General features: G+C 65.6%; 14 protein-coding genes. 8 read left to right on the forward strand and 6 right to left on the reverse strand.

All coding sequences use genetic code 11. The annotated features are described in order from the left end of the window. Positions 1-153 precede the first annotated feature (153 nt). Complete coding sequence (locus MTX19_RS38535) at positions 154-915, reverse strand: trypsin-like serine protease (protein WP_280981824.1); 762 nt, start codon at positions 913-915, stop codon at positions 154-156. Positions 916-1027: 112 nt separating this feature from the next. Here MTX19_RS38535 and MTX19_RS38540 point away from each other — a divergent pair, with 112 nt between their 5' ends. The 4 genes from MTX19_RS38540 (at position 1028) to MTX19_RS38555 (ending at position 4586) form a co-directional block, all read left to right on the forward strand. Then, positions 1028-1660 (forward strand): HAD-IA family hydrolase, encoded by a 633-nt coding sequence (locus MTX19_RS38540; protein ID WP_280981825.1) that lies wholly within the window; start codon positions 1028-1030, stop codon positions 1658-1660. Between the two features lie 129 nt (positions 1661-1789). Further along, complete coding sequence (locus tag MTX19_RS38545; protein WP_280981826.1) at positions 1790-2113, forward strand: hypothetical protein; 324 nt, start codon at positions 1790-1792, stop codon at positions 2111-2113. A 143-nt stretch (positions 2114-2256) separates the two neighbouring features. Beyond that, positions 2257-3204, forward strand: coding sequence for a MoxR family ATPase (locus tag MTX19_RS38550; protein ID WP_280981827.1), 948 nt, complete (start codon positions 2257-2259; stop codon positions 3202-3204). 5 nt (positions 3205-3209) lie between these two features. After that, positions 3210-4586: a VWA domain-containing protein gene (locus tag MTX19_RS38555; RefSeq protein ID WP_280981828.1), complete on the forward strand. Its 1377-nt coding sequence runs from the start codon at positions 3210-3212 to the stop codon at positions 4584-4586. Between the two features lie 125 nt (positions 4587-4711). Here MTX19_RS38555 and MTX19_RS38560 read toward each other — a convergent pair whose 3' ends face one another. Then, positions 4712-4948: a hypothetical protein gene (locus MTX19_RS38560; protein ID WP_280981829.1), complete on the reverse strand. Its 237-nt coding sequence runs from the start codon at positions 4946-4948 to the stop codon at positions 4712-4714. A gap of 214 nt (positions 4949-5162) precedes the next feature. Between MTX19_RS38560 and MTX19_RS38565 the strand changes: the two genes are divergently transcribed. Continuing rightward, the gene (locus MTX19_RS38565) at positions 5163-6383 is read left to right on the forward strand and encodes a DUF2235 domain-containing protein (protein ID WP_280985763.1); all 1221 of its coding nucleotides are present in this window, start codon (positions 5163-5165) and stop codon (positions 6381-6383) included. A 3-nt stretch (positions 6384-6386) separates the two neighbouring features. Here MTX19_RS38565 and MTX19_RS38570 read toward each other — a convergent pair whose 3' ends face one another. The 3 genes from MTX19_RS38570 to MTX19_RS38580 are packed head-to-tail and all read right to left on the reverse strand — an operon-like array spanning position 6387 to position 10452. Beyond that, positions 6387-8612, reverse strand: coding sequence for a molybdopterin cofactor-binding domain-containing protein (locus MTX19_RS38570; RefSeq protein WP_280985764.1), 2226 nt, complete (start codon positions 8610-8612; stop codon positions 6387-6389). Beyond that, on the reverse strand, positions 8609-9100 hold the full coding sequence (locus MTX19_RS38575) for a (2Fe-2S)-binding protein (RefSeq protein ID WP_280981832.1): 492 nt from the start codon (positions 9098-9100) through the stop codon (positions 8609-8611). Before MTX19_RS38575 ends, MTX19_RS38570 begins: the two co-directional genes overlap by 4 nt. Next, entirely contained in the window at positions 9097-10452 is a 1356-nt protein-coding gene (locus MTX19_RS38580; RefSeq protein WP_280981833.1) for a cytochrome c, read from the reverse strand. The genes MTX19_RS38575 and MTX19_RS38580 overlap by 4 nt, the downstream gene beginning before the upstream one ends. A gap of 98 nt (positions 10453-10550) precedes the next feature. Here MTX19_RS38580 and recQ point away from each other — a divergent pair, with 98 nt between their 5' ends. After that, complete coding sequence (gene recQ / locus MTX19_RS38585; RefSeq protein ID WP_280981834.1) at positions 10551-12419, forward strand: DNA helicase RecQ; 1869 nt, start codon at positions 10551-10553, stop codon at positions 12417-12419. Between the two features lie 69 nt (positions 12420-12488). Here the strand turns inward: recQ and MTX19_RS38590 are convergent, their stop codons facing one another. Next, a complete protein-coding gene (locus MTX19_RS38590; RefSeq protein ID WP_280981835.1) occupies positions 12489-13421 on the reverse strand; it encodes a DUF1186 domain-containing protein in 933 nt (310 codons plus the stop codon). 222 nt (positions 13422-13643) lie between these two features. Here MTX19_RS38590 and MTX19_RS38595 point away from each other — a divergent pair, with 222 nt between their 5' ends. Together MTX19_RS38595 and MTX19_RS38600 are read left to right on the forward strand one after the other, a co-directional pair. After that, positions 13644-15392, forward strand: a complete 1749-nt coding sequence (locus MTX19_RS38595; RefSeq protein WP_280985765.1) for an NAD(P)/FAD-dependent oxidoreductase — start codon at positions 13644-13646, stop codon at positions 15390-15392. Positions 15393-15476: 84 nt separating this feature from the next. After that, positions 15477-16418, forward strand: coding sequence for a metallophosphoesterase (locus MTX19_RS38600; RefSeq protein ID WP_280981837.1), 942 nt, complete (start codon positions 15477-15479; stop codon positions 16416-16418). Positions 16419-16433 lie beyond the last annotated feature (15 nt).

The following is a 16433-nucleotide window of genomic DNA, read 5'->3' on the forward strand; positions in this document are numbered from 1 at the left end:
CTTGCGATGGATCGCCGGGTCAAGCCCGGCGATGACAATCGCTGTCAGGAGATCGTAGGGTGGGCAAAGGCGCTCTTGCGCCGTGCCCACCATCCTTGCACGGCTCGTGAGGGTGGGCACGCTGCGCTTTGCCCACCCTACGACATCACTGCGCTAGAAGCTCGCCCCCCACTGCCGCGCGGTTTGCATGACCCAGTCGCGGTAGATCGTCAGTGGCGTGACGCCGGTGATGCCGCCGCAGCCGGCAGTGCCGTTCGGCCCGGTCGACCAGCTCACCACGCCGACGATTGCGGGCCCGCTCTGCTTGTCCTCGAACACCGGCGCGCCGGAATCGCCGGTGCAGGCGCCGAGCCCGTCGCGCATGCCCTGCCCGACCGGATCGACCAGGCGAATCTGCAGCGTGCCGGGCTTGCCGCTCGCGATCAGCCCGGCGACGCGGATGGTGCCGCCGCTCTTGCCGTCGCCGCGCACGGTGACGCCGACACCGGCGATCGTGAAGCGACCGCCGACCTGGATCGGGATGTTGGGCATGCCGAGGGCAGCCGGCGCCTTGCCGGCCACCGGTGCCGCGAGCTGCAGCAGCGCGACATCGGCGGTCGCGGCATGATTGAGCATCGCCTGCATCCGAAAGCCCGGATGGATCGTCACCGTCCTGACGTCCTGCAGCCTCGGCTGCCGGTCCCCTCCATACTCGACGATCTTGTAGTCGGCGCCGGGCTGCACGCAATGCGCCGCGGTCAGCACGACCTTCGGTGCGATCAGCGCGCCGGTGCAGAAATTGCCGCGCGAGCCGACGATGGTGACGACGGAGCGTGCGACGCCCCCTGTCGACGGTGCGCCGCCACCGACGATGGCGAGCGCAGGAGCGGAGGCGAGCGACAGCGTGGCTGCAAGGATCAAGCGAGGTATTTTCATGGGCGCAGCAATAGCCTGAGCCGTCCTCATCGCCAAGCCGGATCGGGCTGGTCCCGATCCCCGATCCGTGTTAGCCGCTGCCCCATGCAATGCAGCATTGGGCAGGAAAGCGATGATTGAAGCAGTGATCTGGGATTTCGGCGGCGTCTTGACCACCTCGCCGTTCGAGGCGTTTGCACGCTACGAGACCGAGCGCGGGTTGCCGATCGACATCATCCGCCGCACCAACGCCGCCAATCATCTCGAGAACGCCTGGGCCAAATTCGAGCGCGCCGAGATCGATGCCGAGACCTTCGACAGACTGTTCGCCGTGGAATCGAAAGCGCTCGGCGCCGAGGTGCGGGGCAAGGACGTGCTGCCGCTGCTCTCCGGCGACCTGCGCCCCGAGATGGTCGAAGCGCTGAAGCGCATCAAGGCGAAATTCAAGACCGGATGCATCACCAACAATCTGCCGTCGAACGCGATCGGCAGTCACAGCGGGCGCACGCTCTATGTCGCCGAAGTGATGGCGCTGTTCAACCACGTCATCGAGTCCGCCAAGATCGGCCTGCGCAAGCCCGATCCGCGCATCTACCGGATGATGGTGGAGACTCTGCAGGTGAACCCGAAGAACTGCGTCTATCTCGACGACCTCGGCGTCAACCTGAAGCCGGCGCGGGAGATGGGCATGACCACGATCAAGGTGCTGAACGCTGCGCAGGCGATCGGCGAGCTCGAGGCCGCGACCGGCCTCACGCTGAGGTGAAGCGGGCTTCGCACGCATTCACCGCGCATTCAGGCACCCGCTTTTAATTGTCGGCCTCCTTTCCTGGTCTGGCATGACCTTTCGGACAACCGGTTTCCACGTGTCCGAAGCATGCTTGTGGAGGCACCAATGAAACGTTCCGTCGCAGCCCTCGTCTCAGCCGGCTCGCTGCTGTTCTCGGTCGCGGCCTTTGCGCAATCCACGACAAGTCCGGCCCCCGCCGCGCCGGCACAAGCGGCGGCCCCTGCGCAGGACAACACCGCGACGGCTCCCGTACCCGGCGCGAAGCGCGCGGCCTGCCAGAGCACGGCGCAGGCCTTGAAGGGCCAGGAGAGGCGTGACCAGATGCAGCTCTGCATGGCGCAGGCGCGGCTCGATTGCCTGAAGCAGGCCGTGGCTCAGAAGATCGTCGGCCCGCAGCGCAAGGATTTCGTGAAGAGCTGCGCGAGCTAAACCTCACAGCCGTATTGCGCTCGGCGGAATACGCCGGAACCATGCGCCAACCCCGCGCTGTTGCGGGCCAAACGAGCCTTGTGCTTTGCCCGCAACGGGGGCAGAACAGGTTCGAGTTCAAGGCAAATTCGGAGCTGATCCTCGTGGCTGACACTAGGCCCACCGCCTCGATCGAGGCCGTGGAAGGCGGCCTCGCCGCGCAAGGCTATATTGCAAGCCGGCAGATCGCGACCGCGGTCTATCTGTCGCAGCAGATCGAGAAGCCGATCCTGGTCGAAGGCCCCGCCGGCGTCGGCAAGACCGAGCTGGCAAAAGCCATCGCGGCCTGGCGCGGCATGAAGATGATCCGGCTGCAGTGCTATGAGGGCCTCGACGAGGCCAAGGCGCTGTACGAGTGGAAGTATGCCAAGCAGCTGCTCTACACCCAGATCCTGAAGGACAAGCTCGGCGAGGTGCTCGGCGGCGCGCAGACATTGCATGCAGCGCTCGACCAGCTCCACACCTTCGGCGATGTGTTCTTTTCCAAGGAGTTCGTCGAGCCGCGCCCGCTGTTGCAGGCGCTCGAGCAGCCCGCCGGCTGCGTGCTCCTGATCGACGAGATCGACAAGTCCGACGCGGAATTCGAATCGCTGCTGCTGGAGATCCTCTCGGACTTCCAGGTCACCATCCCCGAGCTCGGCACAGTGTCGGCGGTCGCGCCGCCAACCGTGATCCTGACCTCGAACAGCGAGCGCGATCTCGGCGATGCCTTGAAGCGGCGCTGCCTGCATCTGCATATCGGCTTCCCCGAGCAGAAGCTGGAGGAGCGCATCGTGGAAAGCCGCGTGCCCGGCATCTCGCAGACCCTGCGTAAGCAGATGGTCAGCTTCATCCACGAGATCCGCAGCCTCGACCTGAAGAAGCTGCCCTCGGTCAGCGAAGCGATCGACTGGGCGCGTGTGCTGGTGCTGCTGGAGACAAACGAGCTCAATCATGAGATCGTCAAGGACACGCTCAACGTGCTCCTGAAATACGAGGCCGACATCGAGGCCGCGACGCCCCAGATCTCGACCTTCATCGCCAAGGCGTCGCGGCAAGGCGTGTTCAGCTAACCCGGATGCGCGAGAACCTGCATCGCTTCTTTCGTGCGGCGCGAGGAGCCGGGGTCCGGGTCTCGCCCGCCGAAAGCATCGATGCGATGCGCGCGGTGGCCAAGATCGGCTTCACCGACCGCGCGATCCTGCGCGACACCTTCCTGCTGACGCTTGCCAAGACCCAGGACGAGAAGCGCGCGCTCGGCGATTGCTTCGATCTGTTCTTCAGCCAGCCCGAGCCGCAGCAGGACAGCAGCGAACAGAGCAAGTCGGACGACAACGATGAGTCGGGCGCCAATCCGTCGGCCGATGCCCACGGCGACACCAGCGGCGGCGCCGCGAACGAGAATATCGGGCCGCTGGCGCAGATGCTGCTGTCGCAGGACCGCAGCGCGATCTCGACCGCGGTCGCCAACGCCTCGGGCGCGGCGTTACTGTCTGACATCCGCTATTTCACCCAGCGCGGCATCTTCCAGACCCGCATCCTCGACGCGATGGGCATCCAACGTCTGCGCGACGACATCGACGAACTGACCGCGAGCAATCTCGCGCTCGCCGAGCGGCTGCAGGACGCGCTCAACGGCCTGCGCGGCGCGGTGCGAGACGCGGTCTCGCAGGCGCTTCTGTTGTACGGCCGCGAGGAGGCGGAGAACCTGCGCAACGAGATCCTGCGCAACGCGCCGCTGGCGCGGATCGAGCCGCGCCAGGTCGAGCAGATGCGCACGCTGATCCGCCAGATCGCGCGCCGCCTGCGCGAGCGCTACTCCAAACCGCGCAAGCGGCAGCGCCGCGGCCACCTCGACGTCCGCCGCACGCTGCGGCGAAACGCAGCCTGGGGCGGCGTGCCCTTCCTGACCGCCTGGAAGCGCAAGCACCGCGACCGGCCGAAGATCGTGGCGCTGTGCGACGTCTCCGGCTCGGTCGCGCGGGTCTCGGACTTCTTCCTGCTTCTGATCCACAGCTTGCACGAGGTCGTGGACGACGTCCGCTCGTTCGCCTTCTCCGGGCACCTGATCGAGGTCAGCCGCATCCTCGAAACCAAATCGCCGGAAGAGGCGATGAAGGAGATCATGGCCAAGGTCGGCTTCGGCTCGTCCGACTACGGCAATTCATTCGCCGATTTCGAGGATGAGTGGATGAGCACGGTGACGCCGCAGACCACCGTGATCGTGCTCGGCGACGCCCGCAGCAACAATCTCGATCCGCGCGCCGACATCCTGCGCCGCATCGGCGAACGCTCCAAGCGGCTGGTGTGGCTCAACCCCGAGGGACGCATGACCTGGGGCTTCGGGGACTCGGAGATGCCGCGCTATGCAACCTTCTGCAGCGTGGTGCGCCAATGCTCCACCGCCAAGCAGCTCGAACGCGCCGTCTCCGACATCGTGGCGACGTATCAATAGGTTTGAGGTTGTCTAGACCGTGGCGTCGACGGTCAGCCAGTCGCGGAATAGCCAACCGACGAACGAGATCAGGGTCAGCGCGATCGCCGCAGAAATGCTGACGAGTTTGATCGTCGTGATCGCCTTCAACATCGGGACCGTCCGCTCCGTCCCGTTCGGATCGCCGCGCAACAGCAGCCACGCCAGCAGGCGTCCTCGATCAGGTCGCTGAGGAGATAGACCGCCGGCAGCAAAAGGCCGAGCCATTCGACGGACGGATCGAGCTGCTTGATCCAGTGCGCCGATGCCGCGCCCATCGAGCCCGCAAGCGCCAGCATGACGATCAGATCGAGCGGGAACAGGATCGGACAGATATACTTCATCCGAAGATCTGACGTGACGAGTTCGCCGAGCTGGGCGCCACGGATTGCCGCAAGCAGACGCGTGCCGACAACGTGCGGCCGGGCGGTGGGAGCCTGTGTTCCAACCGACAAGGTGCGGCCCGTGTAACACAACATCCTTCAATTAAAGATTGAATCCCGAGCGCATCCTGGCTTACATAGGCGCGAGAATTCACGGCGACCGCAGGGGCTACGGATGCCGAAGGATATTGTGATTTGTTGCGACGGCACCGGCAACGAGATCGGCGCCAATATTTCCAACATTCTGAAGCTGTTTCGCGTTACCGAGAAGAACGGCCGGCAGCGAATCTATTATCATCCCGGTCTCGGCACGATCGGCCTGCAGAGCGCCTGGGGGCGCTTCAAGCAGCAGGTACGCGGCGTGCTCGGGCTTGCCACCGGCGCAGGCCTCGACGAGGACACGCTCGGCGCCTACGTCTTTTTGTGCAGAACCTGGGAGCCGGGCGACCGGGTCTGGCTGTTCGGCTTCAGCCGAGGTGCCTACACGGTGCGCGTGCTGGCGGCCTTCATCCATGTGATGGGCCTCTTGCCGGTCGATCAACTCGACCTCGCCGGCTACGCGTTCAGCTCTTACAAAAAAGCCAGTTCGGACAGCCAGAGGTCCGACGGCACCTTCGACCCGGAGCCCTTGAAGGAGGCCTGGCATTTCAGCCAGATCGCCGGCGGCCGCAACATCGACATCGAATTCGTCGGGGTCTGGGATACGGTGGCCTCGATCATCGTGCCGCGGCAGGACAACTTCCTGTTCGATCTGCAGACGCTGCTGTTCACCCGCACCAATTCGAGCGTCAAGCGATTCCGCCAAGCGATCTCGATCGACGAGCGGCGGCGCATGTTTCGCCTCAACCGCTGGATCGAGCCGCAGAAATACCGGTCGGATCCGTTCGATCCAGCAACGGAAGTGGACCAGGACATCCGTCAGGTCTGGTTCGCCGGCGTTCACTCCGACGTCGGCGGCGGCTATCCGGAAGATCAGAGCGGAGCATCGAAGTTTCCGCTGATATGGATGCTCGTGCAGGCCAAGGCTGCCGGGCTCACCGTGGACCAGGCGCTGATCGATCATCTCGCCTGGGGGCTGCCACTGCCGCCACACAAGCACGAATATGTGCCGCCAAGCGCGACGGCGCCGTTGCATAATTCGCTGACGGCCGCCTGGAAGATCCTTGAGTGGATTCCAAAGAGCGCCAAATGGAAGGAATGGCCCGAGCGAAAATCCTTCCTCGGCTTCTATCTGCCGCGCGGTGAGCCGCGACCGATTCCGGAAGGGGCGACCATCCATGCTTCGGTGCTGGAGCGCATGGAGAAGGATCCGACCTACCGGCCGATCAACCTGCCGAAGACCTACAAGGTCGAGCCACTGACGCCGCCACCGGCGCCACCCGTTCCAACGGTCTGACGCCTACGCGTCGATCGCCTCCTTGATGCGCTTGCGGCTGAGCGGCAGGTCGCGCAGCCGCTTTCCCGTCGCATGGGCGATGGCGTTGGCGAGCGACGCGGCAGCCGGCCCCTGCCCGGTCTCGCCGGCGCCGAGGAAGGGCTGGCCGGGGCGGTTGATGATGTGGACGTCGATACGGTCGGGTACCGCACTGAAACGCAGGATCGGATAGGTCTGCCAGTCAATGCTGGTGATCCTGGCCTCGTCGAAGCTGACGCTTTCATACAGCGTCCAGCTCGAGGACTGCACGATCGCGCCTTCGATCTGGTTGGTGATCCCGTCAGGATTGACGACCTGCCCGGCATCGACGGCGGCGACCGCGCGCACCAGCCGCGCGCGGCCGGTCTCGCGATCGACCTCCACCTCGGAGGCGATGGCGCAATAAGCGGCGAGATTCTTGTAGCGCGCGAACGCAAAGCCGTAGCCGCGGTTCGGCGGCGCCGTCTGGCCGGGCTTCCAACCGAACCCCTCGGCCGCCTTCTCGATCACCGCGCGGCCGCGCGGGTCGTCGAGATGTTTCAGGCGGAATTCGACCGGGTCGGTTGCGGCGAGACCGGCCAGTTCATCCATGAAGCTCTCGAGCGAGAACACGTTGTGATAGGCGCCGAGCGCACGCATCGCGGAGATCCGTAGCGGCATCGCCGGGATGAAGTGATGCACCACATGCGCGTTCGGAAAATTGTAGAGCGGGATCGCATTGCGATCGCCGCCGCCCTCCGGCAGCGGTAGCGGCTTCGGCGCGGGCACCGCAAAGGCTCGCGCCATGTGCTGGGCCGCGAGCAGCGCGCCGGCGCCGCCCGGCCGCATCGAATGCGTGTTGCTCCACACCGCAAAATTCCAGTCGGCGATCCTGCCGCTCGCGTCGAGCGAGGCGCTCAGCTTGGTCACCATCGCCGGACCATAGGGCTCCCAGCCGTGTTCCTGCTCGCGCATCCACTGCAGCCGCACCGGACGCCCGGGAAGCGCGCGGGCAATCAGCGCGGCGTCGGCTGCGGCATCGTCGGCACCGTTGTGGCCGTAGCAGCCGGAGCCTTCGGTATGGATCAAGCGGACGCTCTCCGGTGGCAGGCCGAGCATCTCGGCGATCGCCTGGCGGTCGGGATAGACGCCTTGCGTGTGCGTCCACACGGTCATGGTGCCGTCGACGAAATGGGCGACCGCGCAGGAGGGCCCGATCGAGCCATGCGACTGGTAGGGCCGCGTATAGGTGGCCTCGAGCGCCTTCGTGCCGCTCACCGATGGATTGCTGCGCTGGAGGATCGTGAAATCCTGCGACGGCAGCGCGGTCAGCGCGCTTGCCATATCGTTCTGGTTCGGAAGCTTTGCTCTCTCTTGCCACTTCGCGACGGCGGCCAGCGCCTGCATCGCCTTGATCGCCGCAAACTCCTTCTCCGCCACCACGGCGAGAAAATTGCCGTCGCGCATTACCCGCACCACGCCGGGCATCTTCTCGATTGCGGAAGTGTCGCATTCGGTCAGTTGCGCGCCATAGCTCGGCGGCCGCACCACGCGCGCGTGCACCATGCCGAGGAGCCGCATGTCCTGCACATAGGCCGCGCCGCCCGTGACCTTCGCCGGGATATCGACGCGCGGTACCGGTTGGCCCATTACCTTGAAGCTTGCCGGATCCTTAAGGCTCGACACCGGCTGCGCCTGGACGTGCAGGATGTTCGCGGCGACAAGCTCGCCATAGCTCAGCCGCCGACCGTCGGGCGCGACGACCGCCGCATTCTCCGTCCGCAACCCGTCGGCGGGGAGCCCGAACCGTCGTGCGGCTTCCGCGATCAGCAGCGCGCGCGCCTGCGCCGCAGCGTTCAGGATCGCGGTGCCGCTGTCCTGCATCGAGTGGCTGCCGGCGGTGTAGCCTTCGTTCGCCGTGAGCCTGGTGTCCGCGGTGATCACCTTCAGCGCATCGAAGGGGACATCGAGCTGTTCGGCAGCGATCTGCTGGAACGCGGTCCTGAAGCCCTGACCGAGTTCGGCCTTGCCGGTGAACGCCGTGATACGGCCGTCGGCATCGATGCGAATCCAGGAATCCAGATAGGGCGAGGTCGCGAGGCTGCCGGGCAGCTTCGGCCTACTACCCGCCCTCTGCTCCTGCGCCGCCGCAGGGCGCAGCGCAAAGCTGATGATCAGCGCGCCGCCACCGGCCAGCACGCTGCGGCGATCGAGGATCACGGGCGCGTTCATCGCTGGCTCCCGTCGCTCGCGGCATCAGCCGTGTCGATCAGGCGCGCGGCGCGATGCACGGCGCGCAGGATGCGCATATGGGTGCCGCAACGGCAGAGATTCGATTCCAACTCGGCACGGATCTGCGCATCGGTCGGCTTCGGATTGCGCAGCAACAGCGCCTGCGCGCGCATCATCATCCCCGCGATGCAGTAGCCGCATTGCGCCGCCTGCTCCTCCATGAAGGCGCGCTGGATCGGCGCCGGCGCTGCCACGGTGCCGAGCCCTTCGAGCGTCGTCACCTGCTTGCCCTCGAGCAGAACCAGCGGCGTGACACAGGACAGCACCGCCTTGCCATCGACGATCACCGTGCAGGCGCCGCACTGCCCGAGCCCGCAGCCGAACTTGGCCGCATTCAGCCCGAGGTCGTCGCGCAGCACATACAGCAGCGGAGTATCCGGGTCGGCTTCGACCCGATGGTCCCCGCCATTGACCTTCAATGTCATCATGGCTTGCCTCCCGGTTTGGGGTTGGCCGGCGCGTCGCGCGCATCGGGCGACGCCGCAAGCGAAACGGCTTGGCTGGCGCGCGCATCGCGCACGGTCTTGTCGAGATCGCTCCAGGCCGGCTGCTTGCCGAAGCGGGCGCGCAGATAGTTCAGCAAGGCGACCATCTGCGCATCATCCATGCTGGCGGCAAACCCGGGCATGATCGGGCTGTGCTCGCCCTCGACGCCCGAGACGCCGGACAGCACGGTGTTGATGAGATTGCGCGGAGCGGGGCTCGCGATCGCCGTGCTGAGCGCGAGATTGACGCCGCCATAGGGCAGCGGCCGGTTGCCCTCGTGGCAGGAGGCGCAGGCCGCGGCATAGATTGCCGCACCTGCGGCATTCGCCTGCGGCGCTTCCGCTGGAGATGATTGCGCCACCACCGCACCGGCGGAACGCGTGCGGTCGGGCGCCGGCGCGCCCGAGATATCGGCCATGTAGACGGCGATGGCGCGCACGTCGCTGTCGGCGACCGACGACAGATTGGCGACGACCTCGGCCATCGGCCCGCGCGCAGTGCCGTGGTCAGAGTGCCAGGCGTGACGCAGATACGCGTACAGCGCGTCGGCGTGCCAGCGCACCGGTGCATGCGACGCGTCGTTCAGCGCATAGGCGTGCCAATTGTCGACCTCGCCGCCGGCAAACTGCGCGTTGACGCGCTCGGCACCGAGCGCATTGCGCGGCGTGTGGCAGGCGCCGCAATGCGCAAGTCCTTCGACCAGATAGGCACCGCGGTTCCATTCCGCGCTCTTCGTGGCATCAGGACGAATGTCGGCGCTCCGAAGGTACAGCAATTTCCACCCGGCGATCAGCGGCCGATAGTTGAACGGAAAGGACAGCTCATTCTTCGGCGGCGATGCATGAACCGGCTCCCGGGTCATCAGGAACGCGTAGAGCGCCCGGTCGTCGGCATCCGAAACATTAGTGAAATGGTCATAGGGGAAGGTCGGGTAGAGATGATGGCCGTCGCGGCTGACGCCCGAGCGCATCGCGCGGACGAACGCCTCTTCCGACCAGCGCCCGATCCCGGTCTCGGCGTCGGGCGTGATGTTGGAGGAAAACACGGTTCCGAACGATGTGGGAACCGGAACGCCGCCGGCGTAATTCGCAGCCCCACGCAGGGTATGACAGGTGTTGCAATTGCCGATCGCGGCGAGATCGCGGCCGCGCTTGACGATATCAGGATCGAACGTATCCGGCCGCGGTGGCGCAACAGCCGCGATCGACGGCCGCCAGGCCACGGCGAAGCCCGCGGCCGCGACCACCAGCACGACGACAACGACGCTTGCGACGATCCGCGATTGACCGGCCATGCCTGAATCGAGTTTATGGTTGGCTCGTCTGTTAACCTATCTCCCCCGGGATCGTTCGGCCGCCCGGCCTTCGATCACCGCCTGTTGACCCTCGGATCATGACCGCCCAGCCAGCCCTCGATCGCGCACCCGCCGAGTCCCGCGATGCGCTGTCCGTGCTCAATTCCGTGTTTGGGCTGCCGGGCTTTCGCGGCGCGCAGGAGAAGATCATTCGCCACGTCACCGGCGGCGGCAATTGCCTGGTGCTGATGCCAACCGGCGGCGGCAAGTCGCTGTGCTACCAGCTGCCGTCGCTGCTGCGCGACGGCTGCGGCATCGTGGTGTCGCCGCTGATCGCGCTGATGCGCGACCAGGTCGCGGGCCTCACGGAGGCCGGCGTCAACGCCGCGGTGCTGAACTCGACGCTCACTTACGAGGAAGCCTCCGAGGTCGAGCGGCGGCTGATCGCCGGCGATCTCGACCTGCTCTATGTCGCACCCGAGCGGCTGCTGACGCCGCGCTGTCTCAATCTGCTCGGCCAAGCGCAGATCGCGCTGTTTGCAATCGACGAGGCGCATTGCGTCTCGCAATGGGGCCACGACTTCCGACCCGAATATATCGGCCTCTCGGTGCTCGCCGAGCGCTTTCCCGACGTGCCGCGCATCGCGCTGACCGCGACCGCGGATGCGCTGACGCGCAAGGAGATCGCCGAGCGGCTGTCGCTCGCGGATGCGCCGCAATTCGTCTCGAGCTTCGACCGCCCCAACATCCGCTACGAGATCGTCGACAAGCAGAATGCGATCACGCAGCTGAAGCATTTCATCAAGGACCGGCACGCGGGCGACGCCGGCGTGGTCTACTGCCTGTCGCGCGCCAAGGTGGAGGACGTCGCAGCGTCGCTGAACGCCGTCGGCATTCCGGCGCTACCCTATCATGCCGGGCTCGATGCCGCCGTGCGCGCCCGACACCAGGACCGCTTCATCAACGAGGACGGCGTCGTGATCGTCGCCACGATCGCGTTCGGCATGGGCATCGACAAGCCGGACGTTCGCTTCGTCGCGCATCTCGACCTGCCCAAGAGCGTCGAGGCCTACTACCAGGAAACCGGCCGCGCCGGCCGTGACGGCAAGCCGTCGACCGCATGGATGGCCTACGGCCTGTCCGATATCGTGCAGCAGCGCCGCATGATCGACGAATCGAACGGATCCGACGCCTTCAAGCGCGTCTCGATCGGCAAACTCGACGCGCTGGTCGCGCTCGCCGAAACCGCGCATTGCCGCCGGCAGCGCCTGCTCGGCTATTTCGGCGAGATGCACGACGGCGAGAACTGCGGCAATTGTGACAACTGCCTGACGCCGCCGCGCATCCGCGACGGCAAGGTGCTGGCGCAGAAGCTGTTATCGTGCGTCTACCGCACCGGCCAGCGTTTTGGCGCCATGCACCTGATCGACGTGCTGGTCGGGCGGCTGACCGAGCGCGTCAAGCAGTTCGATCACGACCAATTGTCGGTGTTCGGCATCGGCCGCGAGCTCAACGAGAAGCAATGGCGCGCGGTGCTGCGTCAGCTCGTGGCGATAGGCCATCTGCGCGCCGACAGCGACGCCTATGGCGCGCTAAAGCTGACCGACAGCGCGCGCGGCGTGCTGAAGGGCGAGACCGCGGTGATGCTGCGCGAGCGGCCGGAAGGTGCGCGCAACCGCGCGATCCGCGGCAAGTCGCGCCGCGGCGAGCTTGCGCCCGCGGCCGACGGCAAGGGCGCCGCCGCTAACCCCGCGCTGCATGCGGCACTACGCGCCTGGCGCGCGGAGATCGCGCGGCAGCGCGGCGTGCCGGCCTATGTCGTGCTGCACGATTCGACCATCGACGGCATCGCCGCAATGCAGCCGGACACCCTGAGCGAGCTCCGCAACATCGCCGGCATCGGCGACAAGAAGCTCGAGCATTACGGCAACGACCTGATCAGGCTGGTGAAGTCTTCGCAAGAATAGGCAGCGACACGACGCAACGATCGGCTTGCCATGATCTCGGCCGTGCCGCGGACCGGCCCAATCCCGGGCTCAAGGTTGATTGGTGAGGCAGCATTTCTTGTATTTCTTGCCGCTTCCGCACGGGCATGGATCATTACGTCCGACGTGACGCAGGGGATTCCTCACGGGCTCCGTGGGTATCCATTGCGTACCGAGATCGTCGTCGGAGAGCTGGTCGGTGGTATCATCGTGATCGGTCCACTCCAACGCTTCGACCACATCCGCGATGTAACCAAGATGGGCTTCCTCAAAGCGACTGATGTCCTCGGGTCTCTGCTCGGCCTCGGCAAGCAGGTCGTCGAACTCGCCGCGTCCAAGCATCCAGTCCGGGATACAGCCATCATCGATCGCGCGATGCACCATCGGGGCCAGATCGCGCAGCCCCAACAAGGCAATTGCCTGCTGCCAGCCGTACCAGGCCTGGTCCTCGTCCTCAGCGAGTTTGTCCTCGTAGAATGCCACAAGCAGGCGCCGCATCCGGTCGAGCTCGATGCGTCCATCCCAAGTGAGGAACGTCGCGGCACCGAAAATCTGGTCACGGGCGAATTGATCGACGGATCGATCCGCAACGAGGCCGAACAACGCGTCGACGTCGCCGTCGAAAACGCCCGCCACAATGCGGGCCATGCTTTCAGTCAAAACGTCTCCGAGCACATCATCGAGCTCGGACTCGGGGCGACGCAGCAGCCGCAGTAAATCGCGGCAAGCTGCGGTGTCGCGGCCTCCACCCAGAATGTACAGGCCGCGAAACAACAGCACGACCTCTTCATCGGATAGCGATTCACCATTCGCGGCGCGCGCGACCAGGGCGCGCAATGGAGGAGCCGCCTCCTCCATCCTGAGCAGGCACATTCCGATGGCGACCACAGGCAGGCGCGGTTCGGTGGCGACCATTTCCAGATAGCCTTCGATCGGTTCCAGGTCACCCTGCTTCAAGATCGCCTCAAGCTCTTCCTTCTTCACGGACCTTGATCCTTTCCCTGTGGGTGAAAGGTTACGATGAAATGCCTTACCAGACCACCACTGGTCACCGCTATTTGCCGTGGCCCCGGCATAGGAGCCATACCCGACACGGCCATGCACGTGCTTGCGGGCCTCGCCGAACTCGCCCTAATCTTTTCCTTGCTGCGTCCAACGAGGCGCAGCCAGGACAAATGAAGAGACCAACACAGGGAAGAGACCGCCATGGCTCAGGAGAGTGCCGCGCGCGGCAATGCGCGCCCTGCGGAAACGGGAACGTTCGATGCCGTCGTGGTCGGCGCGGGTTTCGCCGGCATGTACATGCTGCATCGGCTGCGCGGACTCGGCTTTACCGCACGCGTGTATGAGGCCGGAGGCGGCGTCGGCGGCACCTGGTACTGGAATCGCTATCCCGGCGCGCGCTGCGACGTCGAGAGCCTGCAATACTCCTTCTCGTTCTCCGAAGAGCTCGACCAGGAATGGAGCTGGTCGGAGAAATATTCGCCACAGCCCGAGATCCTCGCCTACGCCAACCACGTCGCCGACCGCTTCCACCTGCGCAGCCAGATCGTGTTCGACACCCGAGTGACCGCGGCGACCTTCGACGAAGCCGCAGGCATGTGGACGATCGAGACCGATCGCGGTGACAAGGTTGCGGCAAAATTCTGCATCATGGCGGTCGGCTGCCTGTCGGCGCCGAACCGTCCGGCCTTTGCCGGGATGAGCGATTTCCGCGGGCCGATCTATCACACCGGCGAATGGCCGCATGAGGGCGTCGACTTCACTGGCCTGCGCGTCGGTGTCATCGGCACCGGATCGTCAGCGATCCAGTCGATCCCGATCATTGCGCAGCAGGCCTCGCAGCTTACCGTGTTCCAGCGCACCGCGACCTGGTCGGTGCCGGCGTGGAACGAGGCGCTGTCGGCGGAGTATTTGAAAGAAGCCAAGGCGCATTATCCTGAATTGCGCGCCAAGGCACGCGCGCGCCCGACCGGCTTCTACTTCCCATTCAACGCCCAGTCCGCCTTGCAGGCGAGCGCGGACGAACGCGAGCGGCAATATGAGGAAGCCTGGCGGCGCGGCGGCCTGCCCTTCCTCGGCTCGTTCGGCGACCTCCTGTTCGAGAAGGCCGCCAACGATACCATCGCTGATTTCGCGCGGAACAAGATCCGCAGCATCGTCAAGGATCCGGCGACCGCCGAGCTGCTGTGCCCGCCGAACGTGTTCGGCTGCAAGCGGCTCTGCGTCGACACCAACTATTTCGAGACCTACAATCTGCCGCATGTGAAGCTGGTCGACGTGTCGAAAACGCCGATCGAGTGCTTCACGCATGATGCCATCGTCGTCGACGGCACCGGATACAAGGTCGACGCGATCGTCTCGGCGACCGGCTTTGCCGCAATGACCGGCTCGTTCGACAAAATTGCGATCACCGGCCGCGGCGGCCGGACGCTCGCCGAGAAATGGCGGGCCGGCCCTCGCGCCTATCTCGGCCTCGCCTCGGAAGGATTTCCGAATCTGTTCATGATCACCGGGCCCGGCAGCCCGTCGGTGCTGGCGAGCATGATCCAGGCGATCGAGCAGCATGTCGACTGGCTGGCGGATTGCCTCGGCCATATGCGCGATATCGGCGCCGGTACGATCGAGCCGCTCCGCGAAGATGAGGATGCCTGGGTCGCCCATGTCAACGACGTCTCGACGGTCTCGCTGCGTTCGACCTGCAGCTCCTGGTATGTCGGCGCCAACATCCCCGGCCGTCCCCGCGTGTTCATGCCCTATATCGGCGGCTTCCCCGTCTATGTGCAGAAGTGCAACGAGGTGATGAATTCGGGCTATGACGGCTTCGTGCTGCAGGGCGCGCAGGGCAGCAACGCGCCGCCCCAGGTGCGCTTCACCGAACGCTGGCAGGTGCCGCTCGACATCGAGGTGATCTCGCCGGCCGCGGTCGCCGCCAGGCGTGTGCCCGTCGTTTGAGCGGATCGCCACGATTTGCCCGCGCCGGCGTGATAGTGTCGCGCCGAACCCGCCGCGTTCCGCCGCGGGTCCAGACCGAGGGCGATGATCGACACCGATTTGCAAGGACTGATCGAGCGGATCGGCGCCGACCATGTCGCGCGCCGGCTGGCGGTCGAGACCAGGCATGAGGCGCAGCTGTTTGGGCAAGGCACGCTGCTGTTCAATGTCGAGAACTGGAAGCGCGCGCCAAGGCTCGTCGAGGCCGCGCTCAAGGCCACCGGCCTCTATGGCCGCGCGCGACGCAACGCCGACCGGGTGGAAGTGCGGCGCAACCTGGTGATCTCGGCGCGCCTGCCGGCGGCCTTCGACGGCTTCACCATCCTTCAGCTCAGCGACCTCCACGCCGACATCAGCCCAGGGGCAATGCGGCACCTGATGGACATCGTGCGCTACATCGCCTGCGACATCTGCGTGCTGACCGGCGACTATCGCGGCAGGACCTTCGGTCCGTTCGACGCCAGCCTCGCCGCGATGAAGGATCTCTGCGCGCGGATCAAGCTGCCGCTCTACGGCATCCTTGGCAATCACGACAGCATCCGGATGGCGCCGGCGCTGGAAGCGATGGGCATTCGGATGTTGTTCAACGAATCCGAGGCGATCAAGCGCGGTGGCGAGACGATCTATCTTGCCGGGATCGACGATGCACATTTCTATCGCGCCGACGACATTCCGAAAGCCGCCGCGGCCATCCCGCACGAAGCGTTCTCGCTCCTGCTCGCGCATACGCCGGAATCATATCGCGAGGCAGCAAAGGCCGGCTTCGATCTCATGCTGAGCGGCCACACCCATGGCGGCCAGCTCTGTTTGCCCGGCGGCATCCCGATCAAGCTGGAAGCGCGGCTGCCGCGCCGGATGGGCGCCGGCGCCTGGCGTTTCGACACACTCGCCGGATACACATCGGCGGGCGCCGGCACCAGCCTCGCGCCGGTGCGGCTCAATTGTCCGGCCGAGATCACGGTGCATACGCTGAGGCGTCCGGGGTGATTCATGCTTGCCCCG

The organism is Bradyrhizobium sp. ISRA464, from assembly GCF_029910095.1.
In the GTDB taxonomy this organism is placed as follows: Bacteria; Pseudomonadota; Alphaproteobacteria; order Rhizobiales; family Xanthobacteraceae; genus Bradyrhizobium.